Consider the following 25898-nt stretch of genomic DNA (forward strand, 5'->3'; position numbering starts at 1 on the left):
TATTTAATATGAAAAAACAATTATCCATGATTGGAATGCTTCTTATTACGGGCATTTCTTTCGCGCAGACTGACCGTCTATGGAGTGAAGGTTCAAAAAAAGCACCTTCAGACATTTTTGAGAACAAAACCCTGATCACCAATCCGAAGATTTACAGCTTAGATTTTGCAGGATTAAAGAACGCCCTTGCAAAAGCTCCCAAAAGACTCGCACCGGGAGAAAAATCTGAAATCATCATTTCTTTTCCTAATTCTGAAGGAAAGATGGAAAACTTTAAGGTAAGGGAAAATTCAAACTTCGACCCTCAGCTTGCCGCGAAATATCCGGATATCAAATCTTATGTAGGCGAAGGCCTTGACGATCCTACTTCAACGGTATACTTCAGTATCTCTCCGCTTGGTCTTTCTTCTATGGAAATTTACGGAGATAAATCCGCTGTTTTCATTGAGCCTTACACCAAAGACCTTTCTTCTTACGTAGTCTATAGAAAGTCTGATAAGAAAGATGATTTAAGCAAATTTGAATGTACTGTTATCGACGTTGCCGAAAAAGGTGTATCCAATGCCAACATCGCCGCAAGACCCAATGCGGATGATGCCAAGCTGAGAACATTCAGACTCGCACTTTCCAGCACCGGAGAATACACCGCGTATTTCGGAGGTACCAAAGCCAATGCCCTTGCAGCAATGAACAATACCATGACCCGCGTCAACGGTGTTTTCGAAAAAGATTTTGCTGCCAGAATGGTGCTTATCGCCAACAATGACGCTGTAATTTATACCAATGCCTCTACAGATCCCTATTCTGCCGCTTCATCAATGAGCAACTGGAACTCCCAGCTTCAAAGTACCCTTACTTCGGTAATCGGGGAAGCCAACTATGACATCGGGCACTTATTCGGAGCTTCCGGAGGAGGCGGAAATGCAGGATGCATCGGCTGCGTCTGTACAAATGGCTCAAAAGGAAGCGGATATACTTCACCGCTGGATGCCATTCCTTCAGGTGATAATTTCGATATTGATTTTGTAGCCCACGAAATGGGACATCAGTTCGGAGGAAATCACACCATGTCCCACAGCACGGAAAGATCCGGAAACAATATGGAACCGGGATCAGGCTCTACCATTATGGGGTATGCAGGGATTACCGCTCAGGATGTCCAGCCGCATTCGGATGCCTTCTTCCATGCCGTAAGTATCCAGCAGATCACTAATAATATCAAAGCTAAAACATGTCCGGTAAGCACTTCTACAGGAAATGCTATTCCTACAGCAGATGCCGGTCTTGATTATACCATTCCGAAAGGAACACCGTTCATGCTTACGGGCAGCGGAACCGATACGAACGGAGATGCATTAACGTATGTCTGGGAGCAGATGGACAGCGCTACGTCTTCGCAGACAGGAGCCAGTTCTGCAGCCAGTGCGACCAAGACATCAGGACCAACTTTCAGATCATGGACGCCGACGGCTTCTCCAACGAGATACTTCCCAAGAATGGCCTCTATATTAACAGGAGCTACCACTACGGCAGGTTCTGAGATTACAGTAGAAGCCTTACCTACTGTTGCAAGATCTTTAAATTTCAGATTTACAGTGCGCGACAACAGAGCCGGAGGTTCAGGAAACAATTCTGACGATGCTCTGATCACTGTAAACGGAACCGCAGGACCTTTCAGTGTTTCTTCACAAAACTCAGCAACATCTTACGCAGGAGGAAGCTCACAGACCGTTACATGGAACGTTGCGGGAACCACTGCCAATAATGTGAACGCTGCCAATGTAGACATTTTATGGTCCACAGACAGTGGAAACACCTGGACTACCCTTCTTGCAGGAACTCCAAATGACGGCACACAGGCAGTAACCATTCCAAATTCATCCACTACAACGGGAAGAATTATGGTAAAAGGCTCCAATCATATCTTCTTTGATGTGAATAACGCCAACATCACTGTAAATGCAGGTTCCGGTACCGACACTGTAGCGCCTACAGCTCCTACTCTTGCCGCTTCAGGAACTACCGCTACCACAACAAATCTTTCATGGAGCGGAGCTACCGACAACGTTGGAGTTACAGGATATGATGTATATATGAACGGATCAATGATCGGTAATACAGCATCTACTACCTATACTGTAACAAGCTTAACGCCTGCTACAACATACAGCTTCACTGTAAAATCTAAAGATGCGGCAGGAAACGTTTCCCCATCAAGCAATACAGTGAGCGTGACAACGCTTTCAGGAGGTACGGTTACTTACTGTTCTGCTGCTGCCACCAATACAGCGGATGAAAGAATCGGAAATGTGAAATTCGGAACTATTAATAACACTTCAACAGGAACTGCAGGTTATGAAGACTTCACTTCTGTTTCTGCCAATGTTACAAAAGGAACCGCTTACACCATCTCAGTAACTCCTACATGGACTTCAACTGTTTACAGCGAAGCTTATGCGGTTTATATTGACTACAATGGTGACGGCGACTTTACAGACAGCGGTGAACTGGCATGGTCTAAAGCCGGATCTACAACCACTCCTGCAACAGGCAGCATTACCATTCCTGCTACAGCTACCGCCGGATCTACCAGAATGAGAGTAATGATGAAATACAGCTCATTGCCTACCTCTTCATGTGGATCGTACACTTACGGTCAGGTTGAAGATTATACACTGAATATTGTTTCTTCAGGAAGAGGTGATCTTACGGATACCAAAGACCTGATTACAGATATTAAGCTTTATCCAAACCCTGTAAGAGATATGCTGCATATTTCAAATACAACTTCTGAAGACTATAAGATCTTCGATATGGGCGGAAAACTGATCAATTCAGGAAAACTGGAAAGAGGCAGTGTGAATGTAAGCGGGCTTATCAAAGGTGCCTACATGATCCAGATTGGAGAAACCAGCAAAAGATTTATCAAAAACTAGTAACCCAATTGATTAAACTATGTCAATACTGTCTCTTTCGAGGCAGTATTTTTTTTGAATTTTTTTAACCATTTTAAGCAAATCAGATGTATTTTTTTCGGTAATATAAAATTTGAATTATTATTCAACGTTAAAAGAAACAAATTAATGAACGACTTCATAAAATGTTGTATATGAGCATTTTTCATAGAATATTATTCACTAATTTTAGATTTACCAATTATAATATATTTATATGAAACAACAATTATGTATGATCGGGATGCTAATGATGACAGGCATCACTTTCGCCCAAACAGACCGCGTATGGTCTCAGGCTTCATTAAAAAATTCTTCTGACGTACTGGAAGACAAAACAAGCATTAATGATCCCAGAATCTTCAGACTCGACATCGATGGATTGAAGAACACACTTTCTGCCGCACCAAAAAGGCTGGCCGCCGGAGAGAAATCGGAGATCATTATTTCTTTCCCCAATTCCGAAGGAAAGATGGAAAATTTTAAAGTAGCCGAGAATTCGAACTTTGCTCCTGAGCTGGCCGCAAAATATCCGGACATCAAATCTTATGTAGGACAAGGCATAGATGACTCCAGCTCTACGGTTTATTTCAGTATTTCGGCATTAGGACTTTCATCCATGGAGATCTATGGGGATAAATCTGCTGTTTTTATTGAACCTTATACCAAAGATCTTTCCACCTATGTGGTTTATAAAAAATCAGACCGGAAAGAAAGTCTTAACAAGTTTGAATGCACCGTGCTTGATGTAGCACAAAAAGGAACTTCCGAAGCCGCCAAAAACGCCAATGATGCCACACTCAGGACTTTCAGGCTGGCACTTTCCAGTACGGGAGAATACACCACTTATTTCGGGGGAACAAAAGCTGGCGCTTTAGCAGCTATGAATAATACAATGACCCGTGTAAATGGTGTTTTTGAAAAAGATTTTGCTGCGAGAATGGTTTTGATTGCCAATAATGATGATGTAATCTATACCAATGCCTCCACCGATCCTTATTCAGCATCCTCACAAAAACAGAAATGGAGCTATGAACTGATGCAGACTTTAAATTCTACCATCGGGAATGCGAATTTTGATATAGGCCACGTATTTGGGAAAGACGGCGGTGGCGGAAATGCAGGCTGTATTGGTTGTTTATGCAGCAACGACACCTCTTACACAACCCAGGCAGGTGTGAGATATCCCAACAATTACAAAGGCAGCGGTTACACATCCCCGGCCAATGGGATTCCTTCGGGAGATACTTTTGACATCGATTATGTTGCTCACGAAATGGGACATCAGTTTGGAGGAAACCACACGTGGTCTTATTCTACACAAACCGGACTGCAGCCTGTTGAACCTGGTTCCGGATCTACAATCATGGGCTATGCAGGAATTACCAGCTATGATGTTCAGCCCAATTCGGATGCTTTTTTCCATGCATTAAGTATTGAGCAGATTACAAACAATATTAAGTCAAAAACCTGTTCGGCAGATACTGCTACAGGAAATTCTATTCCTACAGCCAATGCAGGAGCAGACTACACAATTCCCAAAAGCACACCGTTTATGCTGACCGGAGTTGGAGCTGATGCCAATGCAGGAGATGTTCTTACGTATATCTGGGAGCAGATGGACAAAGGAACCTCTTCTCAAACAGGAGCCAGTTCTGCAGCTACTGCGACAAAAACAGCAGGACCTACTTTCAGATCCTGGACTCCCACCACTTCTCCGGTAAGGTATTTCCCGAGAATGACTTCAGTTTTAGCAGGTTCTACCACCACAGCAGGTACCGAAATCAATGTAGAAGCGTTGTCATCTGTGGCAAGAACTCTAAACTTCCGGTTTACCGTTCGTGACAACAGAGCCGGAGGCGCAGGAAACAGTTCGGATGACACCAAAATCACGGTGAACGGAACTGCGGGACCTTTCAATATTACGACACAAAATTCAGCGGTAACCTATACGGGAGGAAGTTCCCAGACGGTAAGCTGGAATGTAGCAGGAACAACAGCCAATGGAGTGAATGCAGCCAATGTAGATATCCTGTGGTCAACAAACAGCGGAACTACCTGGACTACCCTGCTTGCAGGAACACCTAATGACGGATCCCAGGCGGTAACCATTCCAAATTCAGCCACTACAACCGGAAGAATCATGGTAAAAGGTTCCAATCATATTTTCTTTGATGTCAACAACGCTAATATTAAAGTCAATGCAAGTGCTGCAAAAGCAGTTCAGGAAACCAAAGAAATACCTACACTTACAGACCTTAGAGTATACCCTAACCCTGTAAAAGATGTCCTGAATATTTCCAATACCACATCTGAAGACTATAAAATCTTCGATATGTCCGGAAAAGTCATCAGTTCAGGAAAGCTGGAAAGAGGCAGCGTGAATGTAAGCAAACTGATCAAAGGTGCTTATATGATCCAGATTGGAGAAACTACGACGAAGAGATTTATTAAAAACTAAAAATTCAACCTGTTTACATAATACTGCCTCAAAAGAGGCAGTATTTTTTTTACTATTTATTTTCCTGTCAGTTGTATTTTTTTACAAGAAAATAAAGATTAGACTATTATTTAATGTTAAAAATAAAAACTTAACTAATGAAGCCTTAAAACATTACATACAACGTTGATTAATAAACAATTATTCTTTAGATTTGAGAATAAGTTCGATACCAGTTTATGCCAATAAGAGTGTAGGTAAAAGTTTATTGAGTGAATTTTCAAGTGATGTGCGAGACTGCCTTTTGGCGGTCTCTTTTTTTTATCTGTACAGGATCAATTTCAGTTTAATGATTTATTATATTTCACTATTTGATCATTCAATTGATGCAAATTACTAGTAAAAAACATATATACAAATTATAAATTCATATATAATTATTTATTTAAAACAAATTAACAATTATTTTATTTTTTTGATTTAAATTTACCCCTGATTGTACCGTCAGCCAGCTTTGTTTGAGGAAGTTCTGAAGATGAACTTTCTGCAGTTGGTGATACGCCTGTTTCTTTCATCTGTCCTTTGAAGATGATCAGTCTGCTCTAAACAGGTATCCCAGAATTTTTTATCAGTAAGAACAAGATAGCACTATCCTGTTCCGGAAAGAAATTCACATTATACTCCTCAAAAAAACAAAATAACCATAAAACTTTTATTATGAAACACTTATTTAAGTACATTTTTTTATTGACCGTTACTTTTTTATCGGTTTCCTGCAGCTCAGACGACGATGATGAGAACAACAACAGCGCGACCCCACCCGTCACCCATGTATTCTACAAAAATGCGGATGAATTTGCCTTGACCTATGACACCTCCGGAACCTTAAGCCAGGGGATCAAAAACCAGCTGTTTGATTTATACAAGCAGGGAAGATGGAGTGAACTGGAAGCTCAGTTTAAAGCCAATAACCTGAACGGCGGATGGCCGCCAGCCAATGGAGGCTATAATATTGTGGACGATGTTCCTTTCCAGGCCGGACAGAAATTTGACCGATACAGCGGAGCCATCGGAAACTACGACGGAACCGGAGTTCCTACTTTAGGAGGCAGCTTTACAAGCCCGATCATTAACGGATATGTTTACACTTTCTCGCAGAGAGCCTTAAACCAGCCTGAAAACAAATATGATTTTTATTATGAAATAGATGTTTTAAATAATTTGCTACCTTTCAAGTCTCAGGTAGGCGATGTCATTCCGTGGTTTAATCAAGTGGGCGGCGGAAAACAGACCATGTGGAAAATACCGATTGATGTAACAACCGGTTACCAGAAAACCTGGAACAAACTGGCACAGGAAGGCTATATAAAGATTACCATTAAGAAAAGTCCAAGCGGAAAATACAATAATATCGTAGGGACCGTTATTCAGCAATAAAAAGATTCAGATGCATTCAATATCAAAAAAAATAAAAATAGGCAACCCGATTTCTCCGGCGAAGAATCATTTCAGCAATGATGAAATGATTCCGTCTGCGGCCACCACATTTATCTGCGTCGATTGCGGCCACGAAAATGCAATTGAAATAATTCCTTACGAAACCGGATTTCCTATCTTTCAGCTATATCATGAAGACAAAGTTTTATCCAAAAGTGAATTATTAAACAACAGGATGGCTACCAAAACGGCTCCCGGAATGCTGCATTTCGGAGAAATAACGGTTAATAATTTACCTACTTTATATTTTGGTACCGAATGCAAAACCTGTCAGTCAAAATACCTTTGTATTTTCAGTTATGGAGAAAAACAGCCTGGATTAACGCTGCTTAACATATCCGGCATCTGGAAATATGAGGAACTGGAATGATCTAACTCCTTAAAGTGAAACTCATCTTAATATTCTTAAAAACTTAATGGATCTTAATGGTTTAATTTTTAATCCCACAGATTTTTCAGAGGACACAGATTTTATTCTTTTAAACCATTAAGAAAATTGAAGCATTTAAGGCAGATTAAGATAAAATCAAAGATTTTTTAAGATACTTTCAGGAAGAAATCTGCGTCATCTGAGAAATCTGCGGGAAATGATTTTTTTAATCGAAAAGGAAACCAAATATTTTTAACACTTTAGTTAACAACTTATTGCACCCTTAATCATAAAAAACAAAAGCGTAAAGAATTTCAATTCTGCTTTTCAAAATTCACTATAAAATCCACGGTTTAAGCTGTGGATTTTTTGTAGAAACAGTTACAAATTTTACAAAATCGTTTTCTATCTTTGCTGTAAATAATAAAATTCATGGATAAAATTGATAGTCTGAACCAGGTAGCAGAATTCCACACCACTTTTAAAGCCCCTATTTTAGGTACTCCACAAATTCCTTCTCAGGACAGATCTAACCTCAGAGTTGAACTTTTACAGGAAGAACTGAATGAGCTGAAACAAGCCATTGCCGACAATGATATCGTAGAAATTGCTGATGCTTTGTGCGATCTTCAGTACGTTTTAAGCGGAGCTGTTCTGGAATTCGGACTTGGCAATAAATTTGTAGAGCTATTCAACGAAGTACAGCGTTCCAATATGTCTAAAGCCTGCGATACGGCAGAACAGGCAGAGGAAACCGTAGCATTTTATAAAGAAAAGGAAGTAGAATCTTTTTATGAGAAATCCGGAGAGAAGTTTAACGTCTACAGAAAAGCAGACCATAAAGTTCTTAAAAACAAGTACTACTCCCCTGCAGATTTAAAAACAATTATCGAAAAATAGTATGAAAAAATTTATTACCCATATTGTTGCCATTTCAAGCCTTACCCTGGCTGCCCAGCAGTTCAGTGCCCAGAAAGTGGTAATGAACCGCGAAGTGGAAACTCAGAATGACGGCAAAATGCTTTTGGGAAACCAGTTCAAAGAGCAGTTTTTAAAAGCGCCGTATGCAGACTGGTATGTAAAAGAACATGATGAGTATGCTATAGACCAGAAAGCAGTGGATCAGCTGAGAAAAGCCAAGATGACCACCTATTCACTGGTTGTTTTTATGGGAACATGGTGTGAAGACAGCCACAGGGATTTTCCGAGACTGATGAAGATTCTTGAGGAATTAAAATACCCTGATAACAAGCTGACGATCATTGCCGTAAACCGTAAAAAGGAATCTCCTACCGGCGATGAAGTGCGTTATAATATCCATAAAGTTCCTACCATTATCGTAGAAAAATACGGTAAGGAAATCGGAAGGATCATTGAAATGCCTACTTCCGGATACATCGAGAGAGATCTGGTAGAAATTCTGAAAAAAGATGACGGTTCTGTAATCAAAGAAATTTTTAATAAATAACCTTGAGAAATTACAAAGTAATCATATCATTTGCAGGGGGAATTCTCCTGATGCTGATCCTGTTTTTCGGGTTCAGATCGTGTTTGAATCCTACCGGAAAGACGGAAAAGTCCGATTATTATATTCTGACCAACCAGATTTCTAAAATGAATAAGATGGTGGTGATGGAACAGAACATTTCCAGCATGCAGAAAACCAAAATGGGCTATGAGGTGTTCGGAAAAGAAGTTTCAAATAACAGCATTATCACCTACACCAAAACCAATGCCCAGGTTTCCTATGATCTGAATAAAATGAAAATGGAAGTAGATTCAATCAACAAAAAACTCGTGATCACAGAGCTTCCTGAAGCAGAAATAAGGATTACTCCAAGTGTTGAGATCCAGTCGCTGGACGATTCTTTTTTCAACAGGATTTCAGAAAAGGATATTAAAAACGTGACTCAAAAAGCTAAGGAAACTGCCGTTAATTCGGTTAATCAGAATCAGTTGAGAACTGAGGGACGTAAACAATTAATGGAAAATCTTAATAATATTTTCGTTTTGGCAAAGGCTTTGGACTATACCATAGAAGACGAAACCGGTAAACTCGGTGTTTTAGGACTCTAAAAATTCAAGCCTATGGATTCAAAAGATAACAAAAAGAAGGAATCTGCCAACAGTGCAGAAACCAAAAAGCAGAACGAGGATTTTCAAAATATTCCTGCTTCATCAGAGAAAAGCAATCCGCCTGATATTGATAAGGAAGATGTTCAGAAGTCTTCTAAAAATAAATCAGGGAAAACGGATAATACGAAAAAATAAAACTAAAGGTTCTGCTATTAAAGCGGAACCTTTTTTATTTAAAATTTTAAACCACAAAAGGCACAAAAGTTTTTTGAACACTTTAGTTATTTTTAAGGTTAATACATTGCACATAAAAAGTACACTTAAGTTTTGTGAAAATCTTTGATTTTCTGCTTATGTGATCGTACTATATTCAGAGTCTTAAAAACTTTTGAAACTAAAGTGTTCTAAAGTGTTTAAAAATAATTCCCTCAGATTTCTTTCTGAAAAGAATCTTAAAAAATCTTTTGATTTTAACTTAATCTACCTTAAACACTTCAATTTTCTTAATGGTTTAAAAATATTAAAATCTGTGTCCTCTGAGAAATCTGTGGGCGATAGAACTTGAACCATTAAGATCCATTAAGTTTTTAAGATTATTAAGGCGAGCTTCGCTTTAAGGTGTAACAGTTTAAAATAAAATCGAAAAGTTCCGCTCAAATGAATGAGCAGAACCTTTCTTCCTATCTATTATTATATGGACTACTTCCGGTTTTATACGATCGTGGATTTCCCGATCTTGATATTTTCAAAATTGTAATACGACTTCTCAGAATATTTAATGTAATCGGCTATAAAACTTCCCACTTCACCCGTAGTATAATGCTGCTGCGCATTAAGATCTACCGTAACGTATCTGTTCTCAATCGAGTGTTCTACGGCTCTCCTTAATTTATCAGCAGCTTCAGGAAGTTCAAGATAATCAAGCATCATAGCTGTACTTAAAATAGATGCCACAGGATTGGCAATTCCTTTTCCTTTAGCCTGCGGATACGAGCCATGGATAGGTTCAAACAAGGCATTCTCCTCACCTATCGACGCTGACGGTAAAAGTCCGATAGAGCCACCAATAACACTGGCTTCATCCGAAATAATGTCTCCGAACATATTCTCGGTTAAGATCACATCAAATTGTCTCGGATTAAGGACCAGCTGCATCGCTGCATTATCAACAAATATATAATCCAGCTGTACATCAGGATATTGCGGGGCAATTTTCTGGCAGATCTTTCTCCAAAGTCTTGACGTATCCAGAACATTCGCCTTATCGATCAGGGTAAGTTTCTTTTTCCTTTTCTGTGCTTCCTTAAAAGCCATATGAGCAATAGGAATAATATCTCCGGTACTGTATTTACAGACATCATAGGCATATTTACCATCCGGATCTGTAAATTTCTCACCAAAATAAATTCCGCTTACAAGCTCTCTGAAAATCTGGATATCCGTTCCTTCAATGATTTCCCTTTTTAAAGGACTTTTATCAATCAGGGAAGCATAGGTTTTCAAGGGCCTTATATTGGCATACAATCCCAGCTCTTTACGGAGTTTCAGCAATCCCTGTTCAGGTCTTACTTTCGCATCCGGATTATTATCGAAAACAGGATCTCCAATGGCTCCGAAGAGAACAGCATCAGAGTCTTTACAGATCTTCAATGTGTCTTCAGGAAGAGGATCGCCTGTTTTGAAAATGGCTTCTGCACCCATTAATCCGTAGGAAAACTGGAATTTGACCTGGAAAACTTCTGCCACCGCATCCAAAATTTTAATGCTTTCATTCACCACTTCCGGGCCTATCCCGTCTCCGGGAAGCACTGCTATTTTAAAATAACTGTTGCTCATACTTTTGTGTTTTTTGTTCGAATTGTTGTATCACCTGTTTTTTGCTGATTAAAAAATCAATATCGTCATAGCCGTTGATCAGGCATATTTTTTTGTAAGAATCGAGTTCGAAGGTCTCTGTTTTTCCTTTGAAACTGATGGTCTGCTGCTCCACATCCACATCAATTTCCAGTTCAGGATCTTCCGTTATATTTTCCAGAATATATTTCAGGAATTCTTCGGAAACCTTTACAGGAAGAAGACCGTTATTCAGGGCATTCCCTTTAAAAATATCGGCAAAATAACTTGATACGATCACTTTAAAACCATAATCGGTTAAAGACCACGCTGCATGCTCCCTGCTGCTTCCGCATCCGAAATTATTTCCTGCTACCAGAATCTCTCCGCTGTATCTGGAATTATTCAGGACAAACTCCGGATTGGGCTCTCCTGAATGGATATTAAACCTCCAGTCTCTGAACAGATTTTCACCAAAGCCTTTTCTGTCAATACTTTTCAGGAATCTGGCCGGAATAATCTGGTCTGTATCTATATTTTCTGCCGGCAGCGGCACTGCCTGGGATTTTATGTGTGTTAATTTTTGCATTTCTCTGTACGATCTTTAGTTTAAGCTTTCAAAAGCTGAAATTCTTCCTTCTATAGCTGCTTTTGCAGCGGTAAGCGGACTGGCGAGAATGGTTCTTGCCCCTTGTCCCTGTCTGCCTTCAAAATTCCGGTTGGAGGTGGAAACACAGTATTCTCCTTCAGGAATTTTATCATCATTCATTGCCAAACAGGCTGAACATCCCGGCTGTCGGATCTGAAATCCAGCCTCACTGAATATTTTGTCAAGACCTTCTTCATAAATCTGCTTTACTACCTGCTGTGAACCCGGAACAATCAGTGCTTTCACGGTTTCTGATTTGGTTTTCCCTTTAATATACTGCGCTGCAGAACGGAAATCCTCTATCCGTGCATTGGTACAGCTTCCGATGAATACATGATGAACGTCAATTCCTGAAACTTCCTGTCCGGCCTTTAATCCCATATATTTCAGCGCTTTTTCCTCAGATTCATTCTGGGGAACCGGGATCACTTCATGCACAGAAATTCCCATTCCTGGATTGGTTCCGTATGTAATCATTGGAAATATATCGGCTGCATTAAAGGTTAATTCTTTGTCAAAAACAGCTCCTTTATCCGTTGGAAGCGTTTTCCAATAGGCCAGTTTATCCGTCCATTCTTCCCCTTTCGGAGCGTACGTTTTTCCTTTTACATAGTCGAAAGTGGTTTCATCCGGAGCAATCATTCCGCCTCTGGCACCCATTTCAATGCTCATATTGCAGACGGTCATTCTTCCTTCCATAGACATTTCTTCAAAGACATTTCCGGCATACTCACAGAAATAACCTGTTCCGCCATCCGTCCCGATTTTAGAAATAATATAGAGAATAACATCTTTAGGCTGAACATTGGGATTCAGCTTTCCACTGACGGTGATTCTCATGGACTTCGGCTTATTCAGAAGCAGGCACTGACTGGCAAAAACCTGCGCCACCTGACTCGTTCCGATCCCGAAAGCAATCGCCCCAAAAGCTCCATGAGTAGACGTATGGCTGTCTCCGCATACAATACTCATTCCCGGCTGGGTAACGCCCAGTTCAGGAGCGATAATGTGTACAATCCCCTGATATGGATGTCCCAGCCCGAATAATTCAATATTATTTTTCTTACAGTTTGCAGTCAGCTGTTCTACCTGATTTCTGGATAATTCATCACGGATCGGCTGCTCCTGATTCAGTGTAGGAACGTTGTGATCTGCAGTGGCTACAATCTGCTTTGGTCTGAAGATGTCAAGATTTCTTGCTTCAAGTTCTGCAAACGCCTGAGGACTGGTTACTTCGTGAATCAGGTGTTTGTCAATATAAATGATTTGAGGTCCGTCCGGAACCGTGTCCACCACGTGAGCATCCCAGACTTTATCAAAAAGTGTCTTTTTACTGTTGTCCATATTCAATTTTCCTTGATTTTATCACTATCCTATTTTACGGCTGCAGGTTTCCATGATCATGTACAGATCATTATTTTTAACCTCTTTCTTTTGATCTGCCACTTTTAAAAACTCCTGGTACAAGAAATCCAGCTCGTTTTTAGTAATATCATAGCCGATATGCTTGAAACGGTAAGCCAGCGCCGAACGGCCGCTTCTCGCGGTCAGAATAATGGATGAAGCATTCACTCCCACTTCTTCAGGATCTATAATTTCATAGGTTTCCCTGTTTTTAATGACGCCGTCCTGGTGGATTCCCGAACTGTGAGCAAAAGCATTGGCGCCAACAATGGCTTTATTGGGCTGTACCGGCATTCCCATCAGATCAGAGACCATCAGGCTCATTTCATTAAGCATCCGCGAATTAATATCCGTATGCAGATTTAAATCTTTATGCTGCTTCAGGATCATGACGACTTCTTCCAAAGCGGTATTTCCGGCTCTTTCTCCCAATCCGTTGATCGTACATTCGATCTGGCGGGCTCCGTTGATGGCTCCGGCAATTGAATTAGCTGTAGCCAGGCCCAGATCATTATGGCAGTGGCATGAAATAATTGCTTTTTCAATGCCTTTTACATTTTCTTTCAGGTATTTTATTTTCTCCCCATATTCTTCAGGAAGACAGTATCCGGTAGTGTCCGGAATATTCAATACGGTGGCTCCGGCTTTGATCACCTCTTCACAAACCCTTGCCAGAAAGGCATTATCCGTTCTTCCTGCATCTTCAGCATAAAATTCTACGTCTTCTACATAGCTTTTGGCATATTTTACGGCATCCGCAGCACGTTCCAGGATATCTTCACGGGTTGAATTGAATTTATATTGAATGTGAGAATCAGAAGTTCCGATTCCGGTGTGGATACGCGGTCTTTTTGCATACCTTAAAGCATCCGCAGCCACATCAATGTCCTTTTTATTGGCTCTTGTCAGTCCGCAGACTTTGGCATTTTTTACCAGTTTTGAAATTTCCGAAACAGACTCAAAATCTCCCGGACTTGAAATAGGAAAACCAGCTTCTATTACGTCAATCCCTAGCTTATCAAGCCTTTCTGCAATGATGAGCTTTTGTTTTGTATTCAGTTTACATCCGGGAACCTGTTCCCCATCCCTCAGCGTCGTATCAAAAATTTCAATTTTTTCGGAATTCATAATGAAGTTTTTTACTTAATTTTGATCAAAACTACTGCTTCCGATATTTTTACGTTTTCATATCTTCTGAAAATTACAATATTCAACAAGTGGAAAAATTACCATATTTATTTAATAATCAATAATTTACATTTTACAAATTTACAATGGCAGAATTGCAGAAAGATTTTTTGTTTGTACTGATCAAGTCATTAACCACTTCTGAAAAACGGCAGTTCAGACTGTATGTGAACCGTCTCGGGATTAATGTGGATGCTAAATTTCTGCTCCTTTTCTCGGAACTGGACAAGATGAATGAATATCATGAACAGATCATTATTGAGAAAAAAATTTCAACAAAACAGCAGCTTTCCAACCTGAAAGCTCATCTTTATAAACAAATCCTGGTAAGTCTCCGGATGAATCCCAGCCATCAGAATTACAGGATACAGCTTCGGGAACAGCTTGATTTTGCTACGATTCTTTATCAGAAAGGACTTTACAAGCAGGCATTAAAAATACTGGACAAAACCAAACAGTCTGCCCTGGAACTGGATGAAAAAAGCATTGCTTCGGAAATCATCGATCTTGAAAAAGTCATTGAATCACAGTTTATTACGAGGAGTATTAAAGGACGTGCCGATGAACTGATCATGCAGTCTACGGAGATCAGCAAACAGAATCATTATGCAACGGAGCTTTCCAATCTTTCCCTGAAATTATACAGTGAAATGCTGACGCATGGCTATGTCAATAATGATGACGACCGGGAAAAGGTTCTGGAACTGTTCAATGGGGAAATTCAAAAGATCAAACTTGAAAAACTGAATTTTACAGAGAAGTTGTGGTATTTTAAAGCACATGTCTGGAAAAACCAGCTGCTTCAGGATTATAAATATACGCTGAAATATGCTCATCAATGGGTAGAACTTTTCCATAAAAACCCTGAAATGATCATCAGCCATCCCGTATGGTATATCAAAGGAAATACGTACCTGCTGAAGATTTTGTTTTTGTATGGAAATATTGATATCCTGGAAGAACATTTTGAGAATTTCAATACCATGGTGAGTTCCCAGAATTTTGCCCAGAATGAAAACCTTCAGGCTTTAATTTTCCTTACCCATTACAATACTTTAATGAATATTCATTTTGTGAAGGGTGAATTTTTCACCGGTACCAAGCTTATTCCTGAAATTGAAATGAAGATGGAAAGACTTCGGGAAAGAATTGACGAGCACCACTTTATGATCCTTTATCTCAAAATGGCTGCCATGTTTTTCGGAAGCAAAATGTTTGATAAATCCATCGAATATTCTATGAAAGTGGTTGAGTGCAAAGGCAATGTTCAGGAGGATCTTCTGTTTCATACGCGGATTCTTATTTTAATGGCAAAATATGAATCGGGGAATGATGAAGACTATGATGAATTCATCACTTCTACCCGGAAGTTTGCCCGAAAAATGAAAAAACCTGAAGCATTTCATTTTGAAAGCATAGAGTTTTTCAAAAACATTAATAACGTGGTATTGGATCAGCACCAGAAAGCTTTTGAGGCTTTTGATGAAGTCCTTGAAGAATTTTCTAAAAATGAATATTACAGGAGGTCACTGTTCTATATTGACATCCATGGCTGGGTAAAATCTAAGATAAGGAATGTAGATGTTATAGAGATTATCAAGCAGAAAGTGAGGTATAAGAGGAAGAATTAGAAAACGGTTGGTGACTTCGGGAGCCTCAGTCACCAACCGTTTTTTTTATATTCTATCCAGAATAAAATTAGTTTATAATAAGTCCCTTGGTGGCCTCAGGTGCCTCAGCCACCAATTGGAATGCCAGTTATTCGCTGGAATATTCATTTGAAATACAGCATAATGGTGGCTGAGGGACCCGAAGCCATCATCCTCTATAGTTTAATCCTTTCCATAAAGTCCAGAACATTCTTATGGCTTATCTTCTCCATGATTTCAGGGGAAAACTCCTGTTCAATCTTATTGTTGATGGCATTGAAAGACGAAGCGTCGTCGTAGCCATCAAAGAAAATAGGATGGCGGGATTTATCCGGATGGTTTTTGCAGAAGAAGAAATCTGCTCCGTAAGCCACGGCATCTATCCCACCCAGATCCAGTCCGTACTGAATATGTTCAAATAATAATTCCGGGTTTTTATCATCCACGCAGTTTCTGATAAAGTTGACCCCGATGAGACCTTTTCTTCTGATCACTTCTTTGGCCAGTTCATCAGGAAGGTTTCTGTTTTTATCATGAATACTCCTGTAATTGGAATGGCTTGCTATAATGGGAATACTGTAGTTTTTCTGGTCTACATAATTAAGAATTCCATACGCAAGCTGATCACTGGTATGGGCAAGGTCAATCGGTATATTTTTATCTGAAATATAATCAAGCAGTACTTTTCCATCCTCTTTCAGCCCGGCTGTAGAATTATTTCCTCCTCCAAAACGGTTTTCAGTATGGTGTGTGATTCCTATGTAAAAAATCTTCTGTGTTTTTTCGATGATCGCTTCCAGCTTTTTGAATCCGGAATCAAGTGCTTCATCCTCTCCACAAAAACCGGATGCATTTTCAATAGAAGCTATAACGCCTACTCTGTTTTCATTCTCAGGATTTTTATAGTTTTCGCCCTCAAATAAAAAGAAATTTTCATTTTTTAATAAATCTGAGAACAGTTCACTCTGCTTTGCTGCATCTGCCGTACTGTTGCCACCTGTTGCAGAATAAATCGCCATCACCTGCAGCTTTACATTACCTTCTTTTAAAAAAGGAAGCGAACATCCCAATTCTCTGTCATCAATTTTTGCAGCCGGATCCAATAAATAGCATAAGAGGTCGCAGTGCAGATCAATATTAAAATTTTTCATATGGTACTATTATCATTTCTTCTTTAAATTACTGGGTTCATTATAGATAAACAGCCTGCTCTCACAGCATTTTACTGTAAAAAAAAATATTTTTCTTAAAAAAAACAGGAGTTAAGACGAATTTATTTAAAATCACAAATCTCATTTTCAAGATTCAACAGCAATTCTTATTTCAAATATAGTTTAAATATAGCATATTAACTAAAAAATGCGTATTTTTGCATCTTAAAATTTCTTAGTAAACAATGATAAAAATTACACTTCCAGACAATAGTGTCAAAGAATTCGAGGGAGAAGTTACTCCGCTTGATGTGGCAAAATCTATCAGCGAGGGATTGGCTAGAAATACCATTTCCGCAGTTGTAAACGGCAAACAAGTAGAAACCACCACACCTATAACGACGGATTCAACGGTACAATTGTTGACATGGAATGATGATCTTGGAAAGAAAGCTTTCTGGCATTCTTCTGCCCACTTGCTGGCGCAGGCTATCCTTGAATTTTATCCTGATGCTAAGCTTACCATCGGACCTGCTATTGAAAGCGGATTCTATTATGATGTAGATTTCGGAGACGAAAGTTTATCTGAAAAAGATTTTGAGAAGATTGAAAAGAAAGTTTTGGAAAACGCCAAAAAAGGTTCAACATTCTCTTTATACCCTGTCTCTAAAGAAGAAGCATTAAAAACATATGCAGATAACCCTTACAAAGTAGAGCTTATCTCTAATCTGAATGATGGAGAGATCACTTTTGTAACTCACGATAATTTCACGGATTTATGCCGTGGAGGACACATTCCTAACACAGGAATTGTGAAGGCAGTTAAAATTTTGAATGCAGCCGGAGCTTACTGGAGAGGAAATGAAAAAAATCCTCAGCTGACAAGAGTGTACGGTATTTCTTTCCCTAAACAGAAAGAACTTACTGAATATCTTGAAAGACTTGAAGAAGCTAAAAGAAGAGACCACAGAAAACTGGGTAAAGAACTTGGAATTTTTGCATTCTCTGAAAAAGTAGGTGCAGGTCTTCCACTATGGCTGCCAAAGGGTACTGCTTTAAGAAGAAAATTAGAGAATTTCCTTTCTGATGCTCAGAAAAAAGGAGGTTATGAATTTGTAATGTCTCCGCATATCGGGTCAAAAGAACTGTATGTAACTTCAGGACACTGGGATAAATACGGTGCAGACAGCTTCCAGCCGATTAAAACTCCAAATGAAGGAGAAGAATTCATGCTAAAGCCTATGAACTGCCCTCACCACTGTGAAATCTACAAGACTTCACAATGGAGCTACAGAGATCTTCCGAAGAGATATGCAGAATTCGGTACGGTTTACAGATATGAGCAAAGTGGAGAGCTTCACGGACTGACAAGAGTGCGTGGATTTACTCAGGATGATGCCCACCTTTTCTGTACTCCGGATCAGCTTTCTGAGGAATTTGAAAAAGTAATTGATTTAACATTATATGTGTTCAAATCATTAGGTTTTGAAGATTTTGTGACTCAGGTTTCATTGAGAGATCCTGATAACAGAGAAAAATATATCGGTTCTGATGAAAATTGGGAAAAAGCCGAAAATGCCATCATCAATGCGGCAGAGAAAAAAGGATTGAAGACTATTGTGGAATACGGTGAAGCTGCATTCTACGGTCCGAAGCTGGATTTCATGGTGAAAGATGCTTTAGGAAGAAAATGGCAGCTGGGAACCATCCAGGTAGATTATAATTTACCGGAAAGGTTTGATCTTCACTACATCGGAAACGATAACGAGAAGCACAGACCGGTGATGATCCACAGAGCACCATTTGGTTCTATGGAGCGTTTTATCGCGATCCTGCTTGAGAATACTGCCGGTGATTTCCCGTTATGGCTGAGTCCGGATCAGTTTATTATTCTACCGATCAGTGAAAAATATGTAGATTATTCAAAAAAAGTTTCACAATTTTTGGAAAATCACGATATTAGCGGTCTGATTGATGACAGAAATGAGAAGACCGGGAAAAAGATCCGTGATGCGGAATTGAAGAAAATCCCGTTCATGCTGGTTGTAGGTGAAAATGAGGAGAAAGAAGGCACAATTTCTGTAAGAAGACGTGGTGAAGGTGACTTAGGTGTCATGAATATGGAAGATTTTGTTGCTTACTTTAAAAAGGAGGCTGCGATATAAAAAACATTAAAAGATTGAAGAATTAAAAAGATTGAAAAATTGCTAAACGCACATTAATCTTTAAATGATTAAATTTTTAAATCTTTAATTTTAGAAAAAATAGATAAGTAATTAACCAATAAAATTATAATACAATAGCACAAAGATTTAACAACAGGGGCCCACAGAGACGTCCGGTACAGGAGGACTTACACTTGATCAACGATAAAATTCGTGTGAGAGAGCTTCGTTTGGTGGGCGATAACGTAGAGCCGGGAGTTTATCCGATTGACAAAGCAAGACAACTTGCCACAGAGCAGGAACTTGATCTGGTAGTAATCTCCGATAAGGCTGAGCCTTTCATTGCAAGAATATTAGACTATAAAAAGTTTTTATACGAGCAAAAGAAAAAGCAGAAGGAACTAAAAGCCAAGCAGGTAAAAGTGGTTGTAAAAGAGATCCGTTTCGGACCTCAGACTGATGATCACGATTATGAATTTAAGAAGAAGCATGCTGAAAAGTTTCTTGAAGAAGGTTCAAAATTGAAAACCTACGTATTTTTTAAAGGACGTTCAATTATCTTTAAAGATCAGGGAGAAATCTTACTTTTAAAACTGGCTCAGGAATTGGAGCACGTTGGAAAGGTAGATCAGCTTCCTAAACTTGAAGGAAAGAGAATGATCATGATGATGAGTCCTAAAAAACCAGCTAAATAGTTTTAACAGACATAGCGTCTGTTTCCTATATATAAAACCTCAAATTACTTTGAGGTTTTTTATTTTTTTATAGATTCCTAGTTTCCTTTAATGATAAAAGAGCGGGCTTATTTCTTTAACGCAAAGTTTGATCTTGACAGTGAATATTTTGAAAGATGCAAAGAGTAAATCAATTGTATCGATTTATTGAGACCCCAAACCGTGTCAAGGTTTTGAACCTTGACACGGTTAAAAAATCGCAAATTAGGCCCAGTGATGTAAACTACTTTTAGAAATTCAAGCATAGATCACTTGCATTGATTTAGCTAAGCAACATTTTATTCACTTATACTAAAACAATAAAAATCAGCGAAAAGCTCTTTTTGGAATAAAAAATGATACATAAAGAATACAACTCGCTGAAAAACTGATACTCATCTTTCGAAATTTGATTAAAGTGAAATATTTTGAAAGAAATCGGCTTCTTAAAAAAGTAATTCAGAATTTTAAATTATCATTAAATATTATCTTACATCAATATCCATTGAAAGATATAAGCATACATTTGTATTGTAAATAACAAACAACAACATTCATTGTATTATTAATAACTTAAACAGGAAAACTATGAGCACACTTACATTAAAAGACGGAACAGAAATTTATTACAAAGACTGGGGAAAAGGACAGCCTGTATTTTTTCATCACGGATGGCCGTTATCCAGCGATGACTGGGATGCGCAGATGTTGTTCTTTTTAGAGAAAGGTTACAGAGTGATTGCCCACGACAGAAGAGGTCACGGAAGATCTGAGCAGACTCCGGAAGGACACAATATGGATACGTATGCATCAGATGTTGACGAAATTGTAACCGCATTGAACCTTACAGACGTAATCCACGTAGGACATTCTACAGGGGGCGGTGAAGTGATCCGGTATGTGGCACAGCACGGAAAAGGAAGAGTGGCAAAAGCCGTTTTGATAAGTGCCGTGACTCCCATTATGGTTAAAAACGAAAACAATCCGGATGGGGTTCCTATTTCTGTTTTCGATGATATCCGTAACAATACTGCCAACCACAGACAACAATTCTATATCGACATCACCTTCCCTTTTTACGGGTACAACAGAGAAGGCGCTAAAATTTCTGAAGGCATCCAGAGAAACTGGTGGAGACAGGGAATGATGGGATCTATCAAAGCTCATTACGACTGTGTCAAAGCTTTTTCTGAAACCGATTTTACAGAAGATCTTAAAAATACCGATGTTCCTGTTTTGGTGCTGCATGGTGAAGATGACCAGATTGTTCCTTTTGAAACGACCGGTAAAGTGGCCGCTACCCTTCTTAAAAACGGAAAATTAATTTCCTATCCAGGATTTCCGCATGGAATGCCTACGACTGAAGCTGAAACGATCAACAAAGATCTTTTATCATTTTTTCAGTCATAAATAATTTGTATTAAAATATTTTAAAGCCGTCATGCAAAACAATGACGGCTTTAAATTTAAAAACACCATAAAGTGTCTTATATTTATTTGTAAAACACCATTAATAAAGGGTTTGTTCACAACTATTTAATCTCATACTTGTGATTTAATACTGTAATTACTATATTTGCAGCATTAATTTATAACCTATGAAAATTAAATTGCTGGCTTTATTAGGCCTTCCGATGCTTCTTGCATCTTGCGCTCAGGATGATGTTCTTGACAATACCAATGTGAATGCACAAAATGAAATCCATAGCGGTGTAGATAAAAACAGTACATCCCGTGGTATCCTGGATCTTACACGTTATAAACTTTTAAAGGAAAGCACCAATCATCCTCAGGTATTGGAAGCTGGACAATCCATCAGTATGGAATATGGAGGCAGTACGTACCGGTTCATTATGCAAACGGATAATAATTTGGTTCTATACAGAGAAAGACCAGGATTTAATATGGTCCTATGGCATTCCAATACCTACAGAAGCTCAGGTACTCCAAGACTTATTGTACAAAATGATGGAAACATGGTTATTTACAGAGATGGGAATCCTCTTTGGAGCTCTAATACTGCTGTTAATTATCATGTGGCTAATCCACACGTCAAGCTTCAGCTTTATTCAAGAGCGGGTGCAGCTATTCCTACAGGGTACAGGATTAAAGTTATTTTAGGCGGGAACAACGAAGAAAGAAACGATATTATAGTTGAAGACTTCTTATAAAAAAACAACTTTTACTCATAGCCGTTTCTTAACAGAGACGGTTTTTTTGTGAGAAAGCTCCGATAAAATCACAGATAATAAAAGTTTGGATTAATTTTTTTTGTATCTTTGCCAACTGTAATTCCTGAGTATTACAAAGGAATCAAGGACAAGATATTGATAACAAAACAATAAAAAAGCAGAACAATGCCAAAATTAAAAACGAAATCAGGTGCTAAAAAGCGTTTTAAACTTACCGGAACTGGTAAGATTAAAAGAAAAAATGCTTTCAAAAGCCACATCCTAACTAAGAAAGAAACTAAGCAGAAGAGAAATCTTACGCAGACTTCTTACGTTGCAGCTGTGGATACAAAAAGCGTTCTACGTCAATTAGCCATTAAGTAGTTTTTATAAATCTATATTCGGTTTATAAGAATTCAAACAAATTCAACAATTTAACCCTGAAATGGAGCCACTAAGAGTAATGAAACAATTACCGCACATTTCAAAAAAACAATTTAAATTATGCCAAGATCAGTAAATGCAGTAGCTTCAAGAGCTCGCAGAAAGAAAATTATTAAGCAAGCTAAAGGTTTTTTCGGTAGAAGAAAGAACGTTTGGACAGTTGCTAAAAACGCGGTAGAAAAAGCAATGCAATATGCTTACCGTGGAAGAAAAGAGAAGAAAAGAAACTTCAGATCACTTTGGATTACTCGTATCAACGCGGGTGCCAGAGAGCATGGAATGTCTTACTCTCAATTTATGGGAGCTCTTAAAAAGAACAACGTTGAGCTTAACAGAAAAGTTTTAGCAGATTTAGCAATGAATCACCCTGAAGCTTTCAAAGCAGTTGTAGATCAAGTAAAATAATGTAGAATTTTTTGTTATCAATATAATCCCGGGTTTTGCCTGGGATTTTTTTTGCCCTGTACAGCAATTGTTATTAATTTTCATTAAAAACATAATATAATAGATTAAATTTCACCATTTTAAATCGATCATAAAAAATAAAGCTTCATTAAAGAATTTTCCTTTTTGCATAAAATAAAATTGATTTTTATTATCTACATTTGTTGAATTATAAAATATCTAAAAATTTAGTTAAAAGTGAAAAAAATAACGACTATTCTACTTCTTTCATTATCATCTTACAGTCTTCAGGCCCAGAATTTTATACAGGCTTATCAATCCAGAGCCAATAATGTTTCTCAGGCCAACATCACTGCCAATCTTCAGGAATTCAGCAACCTGGGTATAAAAACTACAGGCTCCCAGGCCAATACCAATGCACTGAACTGGCTGAAAGCAAAATACCAATCCTATGGCTATACAGCCAGCCAGATTACGGAGGATAGTTTCAATTACGGAAATACCACTTCAAAAAATTTAATCATAACCAAAACAGGGACCGTTTATCCCAATACTTATGTAATTATCTGCGGACATTATGATACCGTGAACGGCCCAGGCGTAAGTGATAATGGAAGCGGGACTTCTATTCTTCTGGAAGCGGCAAGAATTTTAAAAGATACTCCTACAGAGTATTCTGTGAAATTTATACATTTTTCCGGCGAAGAACAGGGGCTTCTGGGAAGTAACCATTATGTAAACAATGTTGTTTTTCTGAATAATGTACGCCAGCTTAACCTTAAAGTAGTATTTAATATTGATCAGGTAGGCGGACAGTTAGGAAACGTAAACAATAATATCAAGTGCGAAAGTGATCAGAGCGGACAAAGCGGAAATAACGCGGCTTCACTGGCAATGACCCAGCAGTTAGCTACCTGCACAACACTTTACTCTCCGCTTCAGACAACGATGTCCAATGCATTCAATTCGGATTATATGCCGTTTGAAGGTAAAGGAGATATTATTACAGGTTTTTATGAAACAGAAAGAAGCCATAACGAGCATACTGCCAATGACACTTTTGCAAATGTAGATCCTGTGTATGTTTTCAATGTAGGAAAAGCAGCGGTGGGAGCTCTTCAGCACTTTGCGGTGGCTACAGGAACTCTGGCAACGGATGATGTTCAGGCGGAAGGTTTGGAAACCGTTAAAATTTATCCTAATCCTGCACAGAATATCATTCATATTGAACTCCCAAAAGATCACAAAGATTTTAAGGTAGAAATTACCGATATGAACGGCAGGCTGCTTCTGAATGCTGAAAACGAAAATAAAATGAATACTTCAGGCCTTGCCAACGGAGTGTATATGGTCACCGTAAAATCTGATAAAAGCAATGTAACGAGAAAAATAATCATTGAGAAATAGTTGAGAAAGGTTAAGGTTTAGGATAAGGTTAAGGTTAAGGTTAAGGTTAAGGTTGAGAAAAAACAGACCGCAAGCAGTTTAGCACACAACTCCCCTAGCTCTAGCCCTAACTCTCAAACACTCCAACTCTAAAACTCAAGCACCCTCCAGCTCACCACACACACATCACCAAACCCAATATATTAATATGAAAAAACTGACTACCTTTTTAGGCACTGTATTAGCTGTCGGCAGCCTCAGTGCCCAGACCTTCATTCAGGAGTATAAGAACAGGGCTGATCTGGTCTCCCAGACCAATATTACTGCCAATCTCCAGGAGTTTTCCAATTTTGGAATCAAAACTACGGGATCTGTCAATAATACCAATGCCCTGAACTGGCTTAAAAACAAGTATACCTCTTTCGGATATTCTGCAAGTCAGGTTGTGGAGAATCCGTTTACCTTCGGGAGTACAAGCTCAAAGAATCTGGTCATTACGAAAACGGGAACCCTTTATCCCGATAAATATGTGATCATCTGCGGCCATTACGACACCATTACCGGTCCCGGAACCAATGACAACGGAAGCGGAACTTCTGTAATTCTGGAGGTAGCCAGAATCTTAAAGGATGTTCCTACGGAATATTCCATCAAGTTTATTCATTTCTCAGGAGAGGAACAGGGCTTGTATGGAAGTTCCCATTACGCCAACAATGTAGCCTTCCAAAGCGGGGTAAAAAAACTGGATATCAAAGTAGTTTTCAATCTCGATCAGGTAGGCGGTAAGCTTGGCAACACGAATACCAAAATTATCTGTGAAAGAGACACTTCCGGACAGTCAGGGAACAATGCGGCCTCCAATACCATTACGCAGCAGCTGGCAACCTGTACTACCCTGTATTCTCCTCTTAAAACGAGTATTTCAAATGCCTACTCCTCCGATTATATGCCTTTTGAACAAAAAGGATATACCATCACTGGTTTTTATGAATACACCAGAAGTTATACGGAACATACGGTCAATGACACATTTGCCAATGTAGATCCTGTCTACGTATTTAAAGTAGGTAAAGCGGCTGTAGGTGCTATGCAGCATTTTGCAACGGCATCTTCAACAGCTGTACCTGTTGTGGCTAAAGAAAATCCATCCCATACATTAGAATCTGTAAAAATGTACCCGAATCCGGTTAAAGATGTTCTCAATGTAGAACTTCCTGATTCATCGGTAAAAGATTTCACCGTTGAAATTACCGACCTGAAAGGATATTCGGTATTGAAAGCAGAAAACCAGCGCCAGATCAGTGTTTCACATCTGAATAACGACATTTATTTATGTACGGTAAAAGCAGAAGGCGCAAGCACTACCCGCAAGATTATTATTGAAAAATAAGCACACACCAAAC

Annotated in this window: 22 protein-coding genes; 17 read left to right on the forward strand and 5 right to left on the reverse strand. The window is 38.9% G+C overall.

The genetic code is table 11. The features are described from left to right. The first annotated feature begins 8 nt into the window (after window positions 1-8). From JET18_RS09775 to JET18_RS09810, 8 genes are all read left to right on the forward strand, one after another. The gene (locus JET18_RS09775) at window positions 9-2936 is read left to right on the forward strand and encodes a reprolysin-like metallopeptidase (protein WP_202090459.1); all 2928 of its coding nucleotides are present in this window, start codon (window positions 9-11) and stop codon (window positions 2934-2936) included. A 235-nt stretch (window positions 2937-3171) separates the two neighbouring features. Beyond that, entirely contained in the window at window positions 3172-5415 is a 2244-nt protein-coding gene (locus JET18_RS09780) for a zinc-dependent metalloprotease (RefSeq protein ID WP_202090460.1), read from the forward strand. 696 nt (window positions 5416-6111) lie between these two features. Then, complete coding sequence (locus JET18_RS09785; RefSeq protein WP_202090475.1) at window positions 6112-6831, forward strand: glycohydrolase toxin TNT-related protein; 720 nt, start codon at window positions 6112-6114, stop codon at window positions 6829-6831. A gap of 10 nt (window positions 6832-6841) precedes the next feature. Further along, on the forward strand, window positions 6842-7261 hold the full coding sequence (locus JET18_RS09790) for a hypothetical protein (RefSeq protein ID WP_202090477.1): 420 nt from the start codon (window positions 6842-6844) through the stop codon (window positions 7259-7261). A 432-nt stretch (window positions 7262-7693) separates the two neighbouring features. Then, complete coding sequence (locus JET18_RS09795; RefSeq protein WP_202090479.1) at window positions 7694-8161, forward strand: pyrophosphohydrolase domain-containing protein; 468 nt, start codon at window positions 7694-7696, stop codon at window positions 8159-8161. Window position 8162: 1 nt separating this feature from the next. Continuing rightward, on the forward strand, window positions 8163-8729 hold the full coding sequence (locus JET18_RS09800) for a TlpA family protein disulfide reductase (protein ID WP_202090481.1): 567 nt from the start codon (window positions 8163-8165) through the stop codon (window positions 8727-8729). Window positions 8730-8731: 2 nt separating this feature from the next. Continuing rightward, window positions 8732-9337 carry a DUF4230 domain-containing protein gene (locus JET18_RS09805; RefSeq protein ID WP_202090483.1) on the forward strand — a complete coding sequence of 202 codons (606 nt, stop codon included), beginning with the start codon at window positions 8732-8734 and terminating at the stop codon, window positions 9335-9337. A 12-nt stretch (window positions 9338-9349) separates the two neighbouring features. Continuing rightward, complete coding sequence (locus JET18_RS09810) at window positions 9350-9532, forward strand: hypothetical protein (protein ID WP_040995254.1); 183 nt, start codon at window positions 9350-9352, stop codon at window positions 9530-9532. Between the two features lie 516 nt (window positions 9533-10048). Here the strand turns inward: JET18_RS09810 and leuB are convergent. The 4 genes from leuB to JET18_RS09830 are packed head-to-tail and all read right to left on the reverse strand — an operon-like array spanning window position 10049 to window position 14351. Continuing rightward, window positions 10049-11173: a 3-isopropylmalate dehydrogenase gene (gene leuB / locus JET18_RS09815; RefSeq protein WP_202090485.1), complete on the reverse strand. Its 1125-nt coding sequence runs from the start codon at window positions 11171-11173 to the stop codon at window positions 10049-10051. Continuing rightward, entirely contained in the window at window positions 11154-11759 is a 606-nt protein-coding gene (gene leuD, locus JET18_RS09820) for a 3-isopropylmalate dehydratase small subunit (RefSeq protein ID WP_202090486.1), read from the reverse strand. Before leuD ends, leuB begins: the two co-directional genes overlap by 20 nt. A 15-nt stretch (window positions 11760-11774) precedes the next feature. Next, window positions 11775-13163: a 3-isopropylmalate dehydratase large subunit gene (gene leuC / locus JET18_RS09825; protein WP_202090488.1), complete on the reverse strand. Its 1389-nt coding sequence runs from the start codon at window positions 13161-13163 to the stop codon at window positions 11775-11777. Between the two features lie 24 nt (window positions 13164-13187). Then, complete coding sequence (locus tag JET18_RS09830) at window positions 13188-14351, reverse strand: 2-isopropylmalate synthase (protein WP_202090490.1); 1164 nt, start codon at window positions 14349-14351, stop codon at window positions 13188-13190. A gap of 146 nt (window positions 14352-14497) precedes the next feature. Between JET18_RS09830 and JET18_RS09835 the strand changes: the two genes are divergently transcribed. Beyond that, window positions 14498-16042 carry a hypothetical protein gene (locus tag JET18_RS09835; RefSeq protein ID WP_202090492.1) on the forward strand — a complete coding sequence of 515 codons (1545 nt, stop codon included), beginning with the start codon at window positions 14498-14500 and terminating at the stop codon, window positions 16040-16042. 194 nt (window positions 16043-16236) lie between these two features. Here JET18_RS09835 and JET18_RS09840 read toward each other — a convergent pair whose 3' ends face one another. Further along, on the reverse strand, window positions 16237-17211 hold the full coding sequence (locus JET18_RS09840) for a dipeptidase (protein ID WP_202090494.1): 975 nt from the start codon (window positions 17209-17211) through the stop codon (window positions 16237-16239). Window positions 17212-17456: 245 nt separating this feature from the next. Here JET18_RS09840 and thrS point away from each other — a divergent pair, with 245 nt between their 5' ends. The 8 genes from thrS to JET18_RS09880 all read left to right on the forward strand — a co-directional run bounded on the left by thrS (window position 17457) and on the right by JET18_RS09880 (window position 25885). Further along, window positions 17457-19376 carry a threonine--tRNA ligase gene (thrS, locus tag JET18_RS09845; protein ID WP_202090496.1) on the forward strand — a complete coding sequence of 640 codons (1920 nt, stop codon included), beginning with the start codon at window positions 17457-17459 and terminating at the stop codon, window positions 19374-19376. A 194-nt stretch (window positions 19377-19570) separates the two neighbouring features. Then, on the forward strand, window positions 19571-20071 hold the full coding sequence (infC, locus tag JET18_RS09850; protein ID WP_172617123.1) for a translation initiation factor IF-3: 501 nt from the start codon (window positions 19571-19573) through the stop codon (window positions 20069-20071). A gap of 606 nt (window positions 20072-20677) precedes the next feature. Further along, on the forward strand, window positions 20678-21499 hold the full coding sequence (locus JET18_RS09855) for an alpha/beta fold hydrolase (RefSeq protein ID WP_202090498.1): 822 nt from the start codon (window positions 20678-20680) through the stop codon (window positions 21497-21499). Window positions 21500-21687: 188 nt separating this feature from the next. Then, window positions 21688-22260 (forward strand): hypothetical protein, encoded by a 573-nt coding sequence (locus JET18_RS09860; RefSeq protein ID WP_202090500.1) that lies wholly within the window; start codon window positions 21688-21690, stop codon window positions 22258-22260. A 186-nt stretch (window positions 22261-22446) separates the two neighbouring features. After that, complete coding sequence (gene rpmI / locus JET18_RS09865; protein WP_047453167.1) at window positions 22447-22644, forward strand: 50S ribosomal protein L35; 198 nt, start codon at window positions 22447-22449, stop codon at window positions 22642-22644. Window positions 22645-22764: 120 nt separating this feature from the next. Further along, the gene (gene rplT / locus JET18_RS09870; RefSeq protein WP_034705993.1) at window positions 22765-23109 is read left to right on the forward strand and encodes a 50S ribosomal protein L20; all 345 of its coding nucleotides are present in this window, start codon (window positions 22765-22767) and stop codon (window positions 23107-23109) included. Window positions 23110-23346: 237 nt separating this feature from the next. Continuing rightward, a complete protein-coding gene (locus JET18_RS09875) occupies window positions 23347-24516 on the forward strand; it encodes a M28 family peptidase (RefSeq protein ID WP_202090502.1) in 1170 nt (389 codons plus the stop codon). Window positions 24517-24703: 187 nt separating this feature from the next. Next, entirely contained in the window at window positions 24704-25885 is a 1182-nt protein-coding gene (locus JET18_RS09880; protein WP_202090504.1) for a M28 family peptidase, read from the forward strand. Window positions 25886-25898 lie beyond the last annotated feature (13 nt).

Origin of the sequence: Chryseobacterium endalhagicum, from assembly GCF_016745235.1 — a bacterium.
In the GTDB taxonomy this organism is placed as follows: domain Bacteria; phylum Bacteroidota; class Bacteroidia; order Flavobacteriales; family Weeksellaceae; genus Chryseobacterium; species Chryseobacterium endalhagicum.

Excerpts from the sequence above, each read along its gene's own strand:
- JET18_RS09775 (WP_202090459.1), top strand. The coding sequence starts at position 9 with ATGAAAAAACAATTATCCATGATTGGAATGCTTCTTATTACGGGCATT.
- JET18_RS09780 (WP_202090460.1), top strand. The coding sequence starts at position 3,172 with ATGAAACAACAATTATGTATGATCGGGATGCTAATGATGACAGGCATC.
- JET18_RS09785 (WP_202090475.1), top strand. The coding sequence starts at position 6,112 with ATGAAACACTTATTTAAGTACATTTTTTTATTGACCGTTACTTTTTTA.
- JET18_RS09790 (WP_202090477.1), top strand. The coding sequence starts at position 6,842 with ATGCATTCAATATCAAAAAAAATAAAAATAGGCAACCCGATTTCTCCG.
- JET18_RS09795 (WP_202090479.1), top strand. The coding sequence starts at position 7,694 with ATGGATAAAATTGATAGTCTGAACCAGGTAGCAGAATTCCACACCACT.
- JET18_RS09800 (WP_202090481.1), top strand. The coding sequence starts at position 8,163 with ATGAAAAAATTTATTACCCATATTGTTGCCATTTCAAGCCTTACCCTG.
- JET18_RS09810 (WP_040995254.1), top strand. The coding sequence starts at position 9,350 with ATGGATTCAAAAGATAACAAAAAGAAGGAATCTGCCAACAGTGCAGAA.
- leuB (WP_202090485.1), bottom strand. The coding sequence starts at position 11,173 with ATGAGCAACAGTTATTTTAAAATAGCAGTGCTTCCCGGAGACGGGATA.
- leuD (WP_202090486.1), bottom strand. The coding sequence starts at position 11,759 with ATGCAAAAATTAACACACATAAAATCCCAGGCAGTGCCGCTGCCGGCA.
- leuC (WP_202090488.1), bottom strand. The coding sequence starts at position 13,163 with ATGGACAACAGTAAAAAGACACTTTTTGATAAAGTCTGGGATGCTCAC.
- JET18_RS09830 (WP_202090490.1), bottom strand. The coding sequence starts at position 14,351 with ATGAATTCCGAAAAAATTGAAATTTTTGATACGACGCTGAGGGATGGG.
- JET18_RS09835 (WP_202090492.1), top strand. The coding sequence starts at position 14,498 with ATGGCAGAATTGCAGAAAGATTTTTTGTTTGTACTGATCAAGTCATTA.
- JET18_RS09840 (WP_202090494.1), bottom strand. The coding sequence starts at position 17,211 with ATGAAAAATTTTAATATTGATCTGCACTGCGACCTCTTATGCTATTTA.
- thrS (WP_202090496.1), top strand. The coding sequence starts at position 17,457 with ATGATAAAAATTACACTTCCAGACAATAGTGTCAAAGAATTCGAGGGA.
- JET18_RS09855 (WP_202090498.1), top strand. The coding sequence starts at position 20,678 with ATGAGCACACTTACATTAAAAGACGGAACAGAAATTTATTACAAAGAC.
- JET18_RS09860 (WP_202090500.1), top strand. The coding sequence starts at position 21,688 with ATGAAAATTAAATTGCTGGCTTTATTAGGCCTTCCGATGCTTCTTGCA.
- rpmI (WP_047453167.1), top strand. The coding sequence starts at position 22,447 with ATGCCAAAATTAAAAACGAAATCAGGTGCTAAAAAGCGTTTTAAACTT.
- rplT (WP_034705993.1), top strand. The coding sequence starts at position 22,765 with ATGCCAAGATCAGTAAATGCAGTAGCTTCAAGAGCTCGCAGAAAGAAA.
- JET18_RS09880 (WP_202090504.1), top strand. The coding sequence starts at position 24,704 with ATGAAAAAACTGACTACCTTTTTAGGCACTGTATTAGCTGTCGGCAGC.